Annotated in this window: 15 protein-coding genes; 4 read left to right on the top strand and 11 right to left on the bottom strand. The window is 46.2% G+C overall.

The window, feature by feature from the left end:
• Positions 1-11: 11 nt before the first annotated feature.
• The 4 genes from AC5JL3_RS32795 to psbP form a co-directional block, all read right to left on the bottom strand.
• Positions 12-2567: a hypothetical protein gene (locus AC5JL3_RS32795; protein WP_496078444.1), complete on the bottom strand. Its 2556-nt coding sequence runs from the start codon at positions 2565-2567 to the stop codon at positions 12-14.
• A gap of 76 nt (positions 2568-2643) precedes the next feature.
• Positions 2644-3072, bottom strand: a complete 429-nt coding sequence (locus AC5JL3_RS32790) for a hypothetical protein (protein WP_496078443.1) — start codon at positions 3070-3072, stop codon at positions 2644-2646.
• A gap of 118 nt (positions 3073-3190) precedes the next feature.
• Entirely contained in the window at positions 3191-3784 is a 594-nt protein-coding gene (locus AC5JL3_RS32785; RefSeq protein WP_496078442.1) for a Maf family protein, read from the bottom strand.
• A gap of 33 nt (positions 3785-3817) precedes the next feature.
• Entirely contained in the window at positions 3818-4357 is a 540-nt protein-coding gene (gene psbP, locus AC5JL3_RS32780) for a photosystem II reaction center PsbP (protein WP_192217725.1), read from the bottom strand.
• A 378-nt stretch (positions 4358-4735) separates the two neighbouring features.
• Between psbP and AC5JL3_RS32775 the strand changes: the two genes are divergently transcribed.
• The gene (locus tag AC5JL3_RS32775) at positions 4736-5557 is read left to right on the top strand and encodes a tetratricopeptide repeat protein (protein WP_496078441.1); all 822 of its coding nucleotides are present in this window, start codon (positions 4736-4738) and stop codon (positions 5555-5557) included.
• Between the two features lie 79 nt (positions 5558-5636).
• On the opposite strand, the gene psb34 is transcribed toward AC5JL3_RS32775, so the two are convergent.
• The 4 genes from psb34 to AC5JL3_RS32755 form a co-directional block, all read right to left on the bottom strand.
• Entirely contained in the window at positions 5637-5816 is a 180-nt protein-coding gene (gene psb34 / locus AC5JL3_RS32770; protein WP_496078440.1) for a photosystem II assembly protein Psb34, read from the bottom strand.
• A 152-nt stretch (positions 5817-5968) separates the two neighbouring features.
• Entirely contained in the window at positions 5969-7294 is a 1326-nt protein-coding gene (locus tag AC5JL3_RS32765; RefSeq protein ID WP_496078439.1) for an urease accessory protein UreH domain-containing protein, read from the bottom strand.
• Positions 7295-7399: 105 nt separating this feature from the next.
• Positions 7400-7774, bottom strand: a complete 375-nt coding sequence (locus tag AC5JL3_RS32760; protein WP_496078438.1) for a hypothetical protein — start codon at positions 7772-7774, stop codon at positions 7400-7402.
• Between the two features lie 274 nt (positions 7775-8048).
• Positions 8049-8627, bottom strand: coding sequence for a hypothetical protein (locus AC5JL3_RS32755; RefSeq protein ID WP_496078437.1), 579 nt, complete (start codon positions 8625-8627; stop codon positions 8049-8051).
• 103 nt (positions 8628-8730) lie between these two features.
• Between AC5JL3_RS32755 and AC5JL3_RS32750 the strand changes: the two genes are divergently transcribed.
• Both AC5JL3_RS32750 and AC5JL3_RS32745 read left to right on the top strand, forming a co-directional pair.
• On the top strand, positions 8731-9669 hold the full coding sequence (locus tag AC5JL3_RS32750) for an SPFH domain-containing protein (RefSeq protein WP_496078436.1): 939 nt from the start codon (positions 8731-8733) through the stop codon (positions 9667-9669).
• Entirely contained in the window at positions 9666-9932 is a 267-nt protein-coding gene (locus AC5JL3_RS32745; protein ID WP_496078435.1) for a type II toxin-antitoxin system antitoxin, read from the top strand. The genes AC5JL3_RS32750 and AC5JL3_RS32745 overlap by 4 nt, the downstream gene beginning before the upstream one ends.
• Positions 9933-9959: 27 nt before the next feature.
• On the opposite strand, the gene AC5JL3_RS32740 is transcribed toward AC5JL3_RS32745, so the two are convergent.
• A complete protein-coding gene (locus AC5JL3_RS32740) occupies positions 9960-10547 on the bottom strand; it encodes a calcium-binding protein (protein ID WP_496078434.1) in 588 nt (195 codons plus the stop codon).
• Positions 10548-10606: 59 nt separating this feature from the next.
• Here AC5JL3_RS32740 and AC5JL3_RS32735 point away from each other — a divergent pair, with 59 nt between their 5' ends.
• Positions 10607-10903 (top strand): DUF3288 family protein, encoded by a 297-nt coding sequence (locus AC5JL3_RS32735; RefSeq protein ID WP_348259205.1) that lies wholly within the window; start codon positions 10607-10609, stop codon positions 10901-10903.
• Here the strand turns inward: AC5JL3_RS32735 and AC5JL3_RS32730 are convergent.
• Positions 10900-12315, bottom strand: coding sequence for an MlaD family protein (locus tag AC5JL3_RS32730; protein ID WP_496078433.1), 1416 nt, complete (start codon positions 12313-12315; stop codon positions 10900-10902). The two genes, AC5JL3_RS32735 and AC5JL3_RS32730, sit on opposite strands and share 4 nt — an antisense overlap.
• A 130-nt stretch (positions 12316-12445) precedes the next feature.
• Positions 12446-13225: an ABC transporter ATP-binding protein gene (locus tag AC5JL3_RS32725; RefSeq protein WP_496078432.1), complete on the bottom strand. Its 780-nt coding sequence runs from the start codon at positions 13223-13225 to the stop codon at positions 12446-12448.
• Between the last annotated feature and the right edge of the window lie 131 nt (positions 13226-13356).

The raw sequence follows: 13356 nt of genomic DNA, 5'->3' as shown, positions 1-13356 counted from the left end.
CTCCTTAGTGTTTAATTGTTCTGGTTTGGAAAGCGATGGGGTGGTGGCACTCTTTTTTCTACAGACTTCGGCTCATCGTCTTCAAACAACGCATCTATGGGGTCGATAGCTGAATCCTCTTGCGGTTCAGTTATTCCCTGGAGAAAGTCATCTGACTCTTCAAACACACTTTGTTCTGTAGAGGAATCTGTATCGAGGCTTTCGCTTAAATCAATGTCCTCAGTTGCAGAGGAAGCCGACTCTTCAAGAGTTAGATCATCTAACGACTGAGACAAGTCAAACTCACTATCTGGATCTGGATTGGCTGAATAGGGTTCTAGCTCTTGTGCCGAAAACTCATCCCAGTCTTCATTAATGTCCACGTCCGGTAGCAACTCATCCAACGCTGAAGGCGCAGCAAACGGATCGGTGTCTTCCTCTAAATCACCCCAATCTTCATCCTCTCCCAAATCCAATGACTCTATATCAGCCACGGGTACATCAGGTATAGACTCTGGTTCTTCTACAACCCACTCATCCCACGCCTCATCCTCTTCCAGATTTAACGAATCCAAGCTAGGAATAGGCTGATCTGGTTCTGGCGTAGGTTCGGGTTCAACCAAGTCACCCCAATCCTCATCATCAATTTCCGCGTCTGAAGCCTCAATGTTTGTTGCTGGTGAATTTGATGGCTCAAAATCCTCAAAGGAGACAACTTCTACCTCCTGAGTTGCTGAGGCTTCTGAGGTAGTTGGTTCAGACTCAGGTTCAACTAAGTCTCCCCAGTCTTCATCATCACTTTCTTCGTCTGGTGCCTCAATATTGGGTGTTGGTGAAGTTGGCGGCGAGTCGAAATCATTAAATGCGAGAACTTCTACCTCCTGGGTTGCTGGGGCTTCTGAGGTAGCTGGTTCAGACTCAGGTTCAACTAAGTCTCCCCAATCTTCATCATCGATTTCCTCGTCTGGTGCCTCAATATTGGGTGTTGGTGAAGTTGGCGGCGAGTCGAAATCATTAAATGCGAGAACTTCTACCGCCTGGGTTGCTGGGGCTTCTGAGGTAGCTGGTTCAGGCTCAATTTCAACTAAGTCTCCCCAGTCTTCTTCATCAATTTCCGCGTCTGGAGCCTCAACATTTGGTACTGATGAAGTTGATGGCTCAAAATCCTCAAAGGAGGGAACTTCTACTTCCTGGGTTGCTGGTGCTTCTAAGGTAGCTGGTTCAGACTCAGGTTCAACTAAGTCTCCCCAATCTTCATCGATTTCCTCGTCTGGTGCCTCAATATTGGGTGTTGGTGAAGTTGGCGGCGAGTCGAAATCATTAAATGCGAGAACTTCTACCGCCTGGGTTGCTGGGGCTTCTGAGGTAGCTGGTTCAGGCTCAATTTCAACTAAGTCTCCCCAGTCTTCTTCATCAATTTCCGCGTCTGGAGCCTCAATATTTAGTACGGGGGAAGTTGGAGGTGACTCAAAATCATCAAGACTGAAAACTTCTACCTCCTGGCTTACTGAGGCTTCTAAGGTAACTGGTTCAGCCTCAAGTTCAACTAAGTCTCCCCAATCTTCATCAGTTTTTGAGTCTGAGGCTTCGATATTTGCGGCTGGTGAGGTTGGGGGTAACTCTAAATCTTCTAAAGTGAAAATTCCCCAGTCCGGGTTCTCTTGAGAATCTAAGGCGGTAGGTTCTGACTCTAGCTCTTGTTCAACAAAGCTTTCCCAGTCATCACCCAGCCCTGTATTTGATGATTGTTCATCAGATAGCGACACTACACGCAACGACTCTAGTAAATCTAAGACAGAGTCATCCCAATTATCCTCATCTGTTTCTGATTCTGATTCGGTTGTGCTGTCTACTGATGTTGTTGAGGAGGAACTTTGTTCTTCAAAAGGTAAGGGTGGTGCTTTAGCGGCTTCCTCTTCAGTTGCTGTATCTGCAATAACAGCCGAATCCTCAACTACTAATGGCAGTTCAATGTCCACATCTGCATCAGTAGCGCCTTCGGTTTCGATTAGTGTATTGGGAAAAACAGTATCCTCAACAACCGACTCTGGAGGATTGATGACCACACCCGTGTCAATAATCGCTTCATCCGTTACCGTGTGAGGAATCACCATAGAATCCTCAACTACTGATTCTGGAGGTTCGATAACCACACTCGTATCAGTAACAGCATCGAAAGGTGCTAAAAGCTCGTTCTCAAAAGGATGTGAGTCCAGTTCAATGCTAGGAGGAGCTTCTTGTTGGTAACGCAGGGCAACCAAAGCCTCAAAAAGCTTTTGTAGGCTCTTCAGGTTGTTGTGAATAATCTTGTTACCTTCAGCAACCTGCTCAAGATGAAACTGGTGTAGTTCTTTATATCGACCATCATTGAGGAACTGATCTCCAATCTCATTTTCGATATCACCCTCAATCAGGTTGATACGAGTCCGTAGGCGATGACCGGGTTTTGCCTTATCTGCCTCATCATCCTCTGCTGAAGCAACCCAAGTGGTAATTTTTAACTCAACAGCTTCACTAAGTGCTAAGGCAAGAGCCTCAGTAATGTTGCCTGCCTTGAGTTGTTCTCTGAAGTCATCGCTCAACGCCATAATAGTAGTTCCACCGAAGTCAGGCAGTTTACTGACAAAGACACTGCAAAGATGATAATCTCACTTACTTCAATTTTTACGGCAAGTTGTCCTGTGTTGAGGGTGGGAGGACAGAATTTCCTGGCTCAATACGGCGTGAGTTTGAGGGTAGCTTGTTAATGGTGTTTGTCAAAACCGTAAACAGTTGTTGGATGTTTTCTAGATTGTTCTGAATAATTTTGCGTCCTTCTAGAACCTGCTCCATGTGAAATTGCCGCAGTTCTGTATAGGGGCCATTACCAATAAACTGGCTGCCAACTTCGTTTTCGATGTCACCATCAACGATATTAATACGAGTACGCATTCGGCAATTGGCTGTTGGCTGGTCTGTCTCGCTTGAAGTCTCTGTATCTGTAGATACCCAGGTAGTAATTTCTAACTCAACGGCTTCACCTAATGCCAGGGTGAGGGCATCAATAATTTGTCCTGCCTTGAGTTTCTCTTTGAAGTCGTCACTGATTGCCATAAGGTTACGCTTGCCTCAAGCTGTACAGTTAGCTCGAATATTAGCTCAGAAGTCTCTTGAATATACCAAAGCTCAGCTTAACCTTCACAAATTTAATGTAAGCACTACTGGACTGAGTTCATTGCCAAAAGTCAGTGACATCGTATCCTAGCTCACCAAGCATCTGACGCAAAAGCGGTAGGCTAAGACCAATGACATTGCTGTGGCAGCCTTCTAGTTTTTCAACGAAAAGTCCACCTCGACCTTCTAGAGCAAAGCAGCCAGCACAATTGAGGGGTTCTCTGGTAGCAACGTAAGCCGCGATCGCATGATCACTGACATCGGCAAAGTACACTTTTGTAATCCCACAGCGTACTAGGGTTTTGTCCTGAGACCGATCAATCAAAGCATGACCTGTGTAGAGAACGCCAACAGTCCCTCGCATCTGCTGCCAACGTGCGATCGCTTCTTCTGGATTAGCGGGTTTCCCATGAATTTCACCCCCTACGCTCAAAACTGAATCACAGCCTAACACCAAAGCGTCACTAAGTTGGTTTGCAACAGTTTGGGCTTTGCGTAGTGCTAAAGTCTCTACCAAAGGTACTGGGTCACTTAACTGAATTTGAGATTCATCAAAGTCACTCTGGCGAACGACTGGCTCAATTCCTGCATTTTGCAACAAGCGTCTACGCGCTGGTGAAGCCGAGGCTAATACAAATGTTGGAACACCCATGCCATTTTTGTTTTATTATCTACGTGCAGAGCTTCAATACACGGAAAATGATTTAACGACTTGATTAATCACTTTCTGCATCTTACCCCAGCGTTGTTCGGTTGTAGACGCATTGAACGTGTAGAGTTTGCCACGACTGACGGCTACACTGGCGAGGTTGTGTCGTCTTTGATTGGGAAGTTTAACGGTGTACTCCAGAAGATAATACGTCTTGTCACCCGACTCACGGGCTTCGGCGTTGACTAATTCTGCTTCACGACCTGAATCGGGTGGCGCGATCGCATTTTTTTGCAATTTGTAACCGACTTCTCCTGGTGTTCCTAAATCTGCTAGAGTTTGACCTTCAGGAATTGAGCCGACTACAACACTGACATTTTCAGAAGTCTCAATGATGTCATGGAATACAACATCCGGGCCGTCACTCACTTTTACGGGTAACCAGCCGTTGGGGTACAGAAACTCATAGCCATCAATGCTGTCTACATAGCTTTTTAGCCCGCTGATACCTGTATTGCAGCCATAAAGACTCAGGCTTACTACCAGCATTAGGAGTACAGCGATTCTTTTGAGCATCTCCCTCTTCCTTCAATCCAATGGCTTTATTGTCTCATCTTTAGGTTACTAAAGAGGGGAAGCCGATCGATATTACTTTTTCATAGCAGTTGAAAGGAGTTCATCTAAACTCCTGGAACTTCTGCAACTCCTGCAACTCCTGTATTCTTCTTGTTCACACGCCTCCCCTAACCAAGGATTTATCGAGTAAAACAAGAGATTGAACAATCAAACTCTTCTTGGAGTACTTGCTTCCGATTCAAATCTTCATCTAAATCATCTACCCATTACCCCCGATCAGGACGCTAATTTAGGAAGAGAAGGACTGATAATTCTTTCACGTTTCCGGTCTAATTATTGAGCTACTACTCGGTTTCTACGCTGCCTTGGAGGAAAATTATGAACCAGACTTATCGAATGATCGCTATTGTGGGGTTTACTACGGTACTGGCTGGACTTGTCTCTCCTGTCCACGCTCAACTACCCGATGGACGTACCGCACCACGTTCTTCTTGGCTAGTGACGGCTCAAGCTGAGAATAACCAAGCAAGGGCTGTGGAGTTGTATAACCAAGGGGTCGATAAATTAGATTCTGGGGACTATCGAGGTGCGATCGCAAGCTTTGAACAGGCGATACAACTCGACGCTAATGACGCAGACACCTACTACAATCGCGGCTATGCCTACCACAGTTTAGGCAATTATGATAAAGCAATCTCTGATTACAGCGCCGCCATTCGGATTAAAGCTGACTTTGACCAAGCTTACAGTAATCGAGGCTATGCTCAGTATGTCTTGAAGAATTACCGAGAAGCGATCGCAGATTGTACTAAAGCACTTGAACTGAATCCTAAGAATGACACAGCTTATGTTAGCCGAGGCAATGCTCACGATGAACTCGGAGAGCATCAAAAAGCGATCGCAGACTATGAGCAAGCCTTGAAGATTAACCCGGACAACGCCATGGCTTATTACAATCGGGGGCTAACTCGTAATCGGCTCAAAGAGCATCAAGCCGCTATCGCAGATTACACAGAAGCCATTCGGATTCAACCGACGTTTGGAGAGGCATTTTACAACCGAGGCTTATCCCACTTTAATCTTGAACAGACTGAGCCAGCTATAAAAGACTTGCAGCAAGCCGCTGCGCTTTTCCAAGAACAAGGTAGAACAACAAACTACCAGAGTGTCCAGAATGCGATTAGAACAATTCAACAATAACTGACACTCTGGCTCAATCTAGTTTTTCCTTGTCAGGATTGCTCGTAGTTGGGAAACTTAAGCGATCGCACGTACTCACTTAGCTAACGCTAGATGCTGAGTAAGCCACGAACAGCAAGCTGCCAATCAATACCAGCGCTGCCATACCCAGCAAAATGTAGTTTCGCTGTTGGGCTTTCGTTGGAGGCTCGGCATGATAAGTCTTGGTCTCTGGGGCGAAGTTATTGATCAGCCCGCCTTCTTCTTCAGTAAATGGCATGAATGAAAACCTTTTTGCTATTTAAAGTAAATGTTACAAAAACGTTGCATAACACTCTCTCCTTATCGTAATAAATTGTTGCATTTTTTCATACCCCCCTCTGCGATCATTTGAAGTTTGCCCAATTCTTTGCTGTCAAACTGGCAGCTTACTTAGCATTTAGGTGGGACATAGAATTTTTCTAAAGACAATAATGACCAAAGCCAACGCGATCGCAGTAACAAAACTCCAATGACAAGAAGTGATGCGATCGCACTCATCACTTTATTGTCCCATCCACCTTCTAACTGACCCAGGTAGTGAGAACCAATCAGCACCGTATGAATCGCTGCAAGGACTAAAGCGGGAACAGATAGCAGGTGAATGTATCGCCAACGTTTGCCTAAACTCTTCTGAAGGCGGTCAAAACTAGTGAACGCGGCTGGTGTCATGAGTACTAGTGCCAATATGCCAGATGCGATCGCCCATTGCTGCATTGGCACCATGAAGAAAAACGCATCCACATTCCACTGCAATGTATGGTCTAGCATATGACCTGTATGAGCCAAAGCTAGGACATAGGCACCAACTCCCAAAGCACGGCGATAGCGTGATGGTTGTACCCAGAAGCGACTAATCGGACGCGCAATCAGCGCCAGCATCAACAAAATCAAGGCGGCGTGACCTGTATAATCCACCATGTCACCTGTTCGCAGCAGCGTTAGGATACCGATGCTGAGTGTTACCCAGCCTCCTAAGCGAAACAACTGACTGCGTTTATCCGCACTGAGTTTAGATGCCGACACCCCCACACCCAACATCATTGGCATCGTACCCAAGCCAAACGCCAGCATCGTTGCAGTTCCCATCCAGAGATTTCCTGTTTCCGCTGCCTTAATTTGAGCGGCATACAGAAAACCACACGGAATCAAGCCCCAAACGCTACCCAAAAGCGCAGGTGTCCACCAGTGGGGTTTGGCGGAAAGCTTGCTCATCGCTGTACTGAGGCGTTGATGTAAGTTACTTTGGGTTAGTGGGTGCAATATTGGGACACGCGGGAGGAACTCTGGCTTAATCTGTACTAAGCCAAACCAAATCAGCATGATGCCAGTCAGAATTACCATCCCCTGACGTAAGGCACTACCTATCCCTGCTAATTGTCCCCCAGCTAGTACGACAGAACCCAATGCACCAATCCCTGCACCTACTAAGGCATAGCTAAGGATTCGCCCTAGGTTTAGCAAAACGTGAAAACGAAAGGCTAACCATTTTTGGTTGTCTTGCGGCTGGGATAAGGAAAAAGCGACAGTGAGTGGGCCACACATTCCAACACAGTGACCAAAACTCCCTAGGAATCCTAGAGCCGTTATGAGTAGAAGGTCTAGTAACATAGTGCTTGGTTTATCCCAGGTGATGCCTGAAGCAGACAACTTGAAGGGGATTGCTTCTGAATTTCTTCGGGGATTGTAGAAAATGCGATCGCGTTTGTCAAAAGACAAGCTGTCAAACTTTCTTTGGGAATGGGGAATGGGGAATGGGAAATTGGTGATTGGGGGGTTTCTCACCTAGGGCTTGAACTGCTTTTGATGCTGAAGAAGTTTTCCTTATCGTTGCTTGTGCCTGGACATTAGTACAGCTTTCACGTCTCTGACAAAGGCGATCAATTTAGCTTCGGCAACATCTGTAAGCCCATAAACTCCAGCTAAATACCTGATCGTTGCAATATCCCTTTGAGTTAAGTCGTTCGGAACTGATTGGCGGCTATTTTTCCGACCATCTATCACCTGCTCAATCAGGTTCTCAATTTCTTTGGCAGCTTTCAGATTGTAAAGCTGATCCTCAATCTCTTGGTTTGAGGTTCCCAGTTTCCTTTCAGTTTCCTCTCGAACTTGAGCGACTGACTTGGTGAATAACCCTTGAGGAGTAGCTTTACGCTTATGCTGTAGCTTCCCTTTCTTATTGCTGATGTTCCTGAGCATGGCGTCAACCTTATGTCACTTGTCAAGAACTGAAAGTAGCGATCGCACTCTCTCGCCTGTTAGTTGTTAGCCCTTACAAACATGAACCAGCTTTCCTGATTCTAAGCAAAAGCTCTTGCCATAGCGTATTACCACTTGTTTACGTTTTCCTCACTCTATAGATAGTTAATCAATAGGAGACATACAAAATTACTATTCGTTGTTAGTAGCTAAAAAACAACTGATATCAATTCCCTTTGATATTGCATTAAATTTTAAATTTTACCTAGAGTGTCTATGCCACAAGAGCAAACCACTTAGGATAACCGTAAGAATTTTCAGCGACTAGCTTGGGACCTCGGTAGGTTTGGCTTACTAAGCGAACAACATTCTCAAAATGCTTGATTTGGTTAGCGTCTTTCTGTGCAACCTCAAAAGCAACACTCCACCAGTCATTGTTATTCACCCTAAGCTGAGTAAGTTCATAACTAATACCTTGATATAGGCGTTGCGATCGCGTTTTCTTCACCGCAATCCACGCTTTTGTCCCAACGACATCCACTGGCATAATACTTTCTTGCTCTGGGTCGTCACAAATCCACTTCAGCCATTTTTCAACGTTCCCTTGCCAGGTAGCACTGGAAGCCTCACCAAATTCCCGGCTACCCAACTGGGCTTTCCGCCACTTCACTTCTAAACGCCCCTGCCGCAGTTTGATGTTGAGATAGTCGCACTCTGGCGTGTAGAGATATAAGTCTTCCCGTTCTTCTGGTGAACCTAGTAATTCACCCGGACTATCAGCAAGAAACCAGTGTTCCACCTCTGTTGGTAGTGTGCCCTGAGAAAACCAGCGTAGTTCTAGAGTCGTCAACATCAATTTATCAATTCACCCGAATGGGCTAGAGCCAAGTCAGCTTCTGTCTGATACTATGATGATATCATTTTGGTTCAAAAACTTAGCCTTGTAGGAGTAAATTATGGAACGGATTAAAGAAGTTCCCGCGTCTAAAGTTAATGGCTTCGTCGCTCTTATCGTCATACTAGCCATAGCCGTTTTTGGCGGATGGTTGGCTTGGTCAACCATACAAGGGTTGGAAGCCGTATTAGGAAGAGGCATCAGAGTAGCAGATTTTTTCTTAGGGGATGAATTAGCAGCAGAGTTGGGTGCCTGGTTAGGAGCAATACTGCTAGTGGTGGTAATTCCGTCTGTGTCGGGGTTCTTTACCGTTGAGCCAAATGAATCAGTTGTGCTTGTGTTTTTGGGACGTTATGTTGGCAGTGTTAATGAGGCGGGATTCTGGTGGACTAATCCCTTTACCAGTAAATGTAGGGTTTCTCTGCGGGTTCGCAACTTTAATAGCAAGCTACTAAAAGTTAATGATGCTCAAGGCAGTCCGATTGAGATTGCTGCCGTGGTGGTATGGCAGGTAGTAGACTCAGCCAAGTCTAAATTTGATGTCGATGATTACGAAGAGTTTATTGCTATCCAAAGCGAGACAGCAATTCGAGCCTTAGCAATCCGCTATCCTTATGATGCTCCTGATGAATCTTCTATGTCTTCCCTAAGAGGAATTCCTGACGAGATTGCGTTGTTTCTTCAGAAAGAATTGCAAGCGCGACTCGAAGTTGCAGGAGTCGAAGTATTAGAGGCGAGACTCTCCCATCTTGCTTATGCGCCTGAAATTGCCCAAGTAATGTTGCGTCGTCAGCAAGCACGGGCAATCATTGATGCACGGCGGCAGATTGTTGAGGGTGCAGTCGGGATGGTAGATGAAGCACTCAAGCGCTTAAGTGAACAGCAAATCATTGAGTTGGATGAGGAACGCAAAGCGGCTATGATTAACAACCTGCTGGTGGTTTTAACGTCTGAACAGAACACACAGCCTGTGGTGAATACGGGTAGCCTATATACATGAGCCAGAAGAAACGGTTCTTGCTGCGTCTAGACCCGAAGCTATATGAAACACTAGAGAGATGGTCGGCTGATGAGTTGAGGAGTGTGAATGCTCAGATTGAGTATCTCTTAACAGAAGCAGCGCGTAAGGCAGGGAGGTTGAAAGAGAATAAGCAAAATAAGCGATCGCAACTTCCCACTCAGTCAAAATTTACCCCAGAACAGGAAGAACCCCTAGAAGACGATACACACCCCAACTCAGTGCAACCCCCTCTCTCAGAGTAGATTGCAAGTCAGTATGCGCCGAGTGTTCTAGACAAAGTTGAAGCCCGTAAAGGTGAAGTCTAGCTGCAAGCTGAGATTAGTTGCATTTTCCACAACAGCGATTATATTATCTTGGTAGCCAATGATTGTCCTTCCAAAAAGGTCTAGCTCCAGAGTGTAGTCACTGACGCTGCCAAAGACTTGAATCTTATCGCCTTCTGCCCGACTAAAGTCTAGAATCCTAGCAAATTCATCTGTCTCCGGACTTGCATAAAAAGCAACCCCCTCACCGAGAACAAAAGTATCTGCTCCTGTACCCCCTTCTAGAGTGTCAAACTCAAACTCTGGCTCGGTACCAAAATTGACACTATAACCAATCAGGACATCATTGCCAGCACCGCCACTTAGATAATCAGCACCAGCACCACCACTCAGATAATCAGCGCCGTACCCTCCAAAAAGAGAATCAGCGCCACCATTGCCAAACAAGCTATCATTTCCTCTGTTGCCGTACAGGGTATCCTCGCTGCCACCACTGCCGTACAACGTATCATTCCCAGCACGACCATACGCTAAGGGGGTATCAGTACCTAGCTGCCAGAAATCGTCTCCAAGTGTTCCATAGTAGATTGACATTGCAAGTTTTTCTTTTGGTATTGTTAGTTACATTTTATAGTTATGTACATTCTGTAGTTATGGCTTCAGCAGCAGAAAATAAAGACCAGCAACATCCTCAAGAAAAGCGTGATCAGGAAGTCATTGAGCGTCTTTTAAGAGAAGGGCAAAATGATTACAATCAAGCAGAACTGGCCCGACTGCGGATTCGCTATTGTGGCTTTCCAGGTGCTAGAGAAATTCAACTAAGCTTGGATAGAGTCCTCCAGCAGTGGCAACTGACGGAAGAACAACTTTTTGAGTTGACTCGTCGCTTGCATGAAGTGGGTCAAGTTTACCGACGTGGCGACTCTCAAGGACAAGATGATTGGAGTTAATCGTTTTTAACAGGTGTTTCGGCCGGATGCTTCTTGGGTGCTGGAGGTAAAAGCTTTGATGTTTGCCTGTGTGTAGGTAGCTGGCTCAAGGAAGTGGCTTGCTGAGGCTTTGATTGGGCTGTTTGAGTAGTAACAGGTTGACGCGCAGCCCTAGACACAGCGGTGAGAATTTCTGCCCTAACTGGTTCTACCGTCTGAGCAACTTGCACTTGATTTTCCAGTTGCTGGGCTGAAGACACTAGCGTACCCAGTCCATCCACTAACCGTTTCACATTACTGCGAAACTCAGGATCACCCGTTAGCTCATCTAAATCTGCTGTAATTTTTTGAGCATTCTCAAATGTTGCCCGTGCTGAGTCGAGAGTTTGTTGCAGCACGAGTACATTGGTTGGGCTATTCAGGGCAGTGGAGATGTCGCGCAAGTTGGCAGAAGCGGTTGCGGCATTGGTAGAGAGCGTTTCTAAGTTCCCCAGCAAAACTCCGACATTTGCCCGACCAACGCTAGAGTTGACCTGACCAACAGTAGAGTTAAGCTGCGCTATGGTTGGGGAGAAGCCGCCAACTAGCAACCGCAGTTGATCGCTGGTTTGCCTGACACTATCCAATGTTTCGACTAAGTTACCCCGATTACTCGTGACTAAATCATTAGCAGAAGCAACAAGTTGATTGAGCTGAGCTGCTGTTAAGCTGTATTGGTCGGCAGTATTGGCAATGCGATTGGCTGCTATACCAGCTTGAACCGCTGTCTGATTGGCAGCGGCGGTAACAGAATTGGCGGCTGTCGAGAAGCCTCCTACCTCTTGACGGACTGAGCGAGATAAGAGAGATAACTCACCAGTAAGCTGCGAGACTCCAATCGCAGCAACCGAGGCATTTTTGGTCAGTGCATTGACATTGTTGAAGAACGCTGGATCGCCGTAGAGTTGGGCAAGGCGAGTACCACTACGCAGTAGTTCAACAAAACTGACTCCAATTTGACCATTTACCCGATCTTGGTCACAAATGACTAGCTGAGAGTTACAGCGTGAACTCTGGGGATTGATTGATAGTGCGTCTTTGGGAAGCTGTCTTGTGGGTGTGATGTCAATTGTGGTTTCGCCAACTAAACCGGATTGATTCGCTTCAATTACGGCATTGCGAGGAATTAATAAGTCAGCGGAGCCAATTTCAATAACGGCATTGACGCCATTGGTACCCGGTGTAATCTCAACGATTTTTCCGACATCAACGCCGCGATAACGGACTGTTGCCCCTGTTTTCATACCAGCGATATCCGTGAAGCTGACGCTGAATCTGTAGGTACGGCTACCTGGGCTAAAACCCCGTAGCCACAGCACTAACCAAATAAATGCAGCCAGTCCTACAAGGATTAATAACCCAACGGAGCCTTCTCGAATCGTTCGCGATCGCATAATATATCCTCCCTTAGCTAGTAGCTATTCACCCTTGGCGGTTTATCTTTATCCCGTTTGGCACTAAGCATTACTAATTGACAAATGACAGTTAATTGCTTGTTCTGTTGGATCATCCGTCAGTGTGATCCTATCCAATTACCTGAATCGGCCCGCTGGTACTAGCACTGAAGAACTGTCGAACTAGAGGATTATCTGTCGTATCGATTTCGCTAACCTTGCCTTGCCACTGTACCTTGCCGTTGTAGAGAAACACAACTCGGTCAGCCGTGCGGCGAATTGTACTGTCCTGGTGAGTCACCATCACGTAGGAACCGCAACCCCCATTTGCCTGTTGTAGCTGACGGACTAAATCCTCAATGACAGTTGAGGCGATCGGGTCAAGTCCTGCTGTTGGTTCATCGTACAGTAAAACTTCTGGGCTGTCTTTGGGATTGTCAGGATTGGACATAATTGCACGGGCAAAACTCACGCGCTTACGCATCCCTCCTGACAACTCAGCCGGATAGCGATCGCCAATGCCAGACAACCCTACCATCTCCAGCCGTTTACGCACCAGTTCTCGAATCCGTTTATGGGATAGCCTTGAGTGCTGGTAAAGCAAGAAACCAACATTCTCTTCTACCGTCAGCGAGTCGAACAATGCCGCTTGTTGAAATACCATTCCGATGCCAATTGGGTCTCTAGCATCCTCGATCAGACCAATACGCCGTTGTCCCTGCACATAAATCTCACCAGCATCAGCCACAAGCAAGCCAGCAATAATCCGCAAAATTGTTGACTTACCAGTTCCGGAGGGACCAATAACCGCCAGCGCCTCACCTCGATAAATTGTTAGATCGACCTGATCGAGAATTACATTACCACCAAACGACTTAGAGACTCCCTTTAATTCAATTAGTGGTGTCATAAGGAGATAGGCGACTAAAAAGCTAACCCTACCCTATTGCAGGCAGATATTAAGCATATGTCTGCTATTCTACCCTCTGGGGTAAGTGGGATTAGGAATTGGGGAGATGGGGAGGTAAGAAGCTAATATAC

This window comes from Symplocastrum torsivum (assembly GCF_059505465.1).
This window is presented reverse-complemented; position numbering and strand designations above follow the sequence as displayed.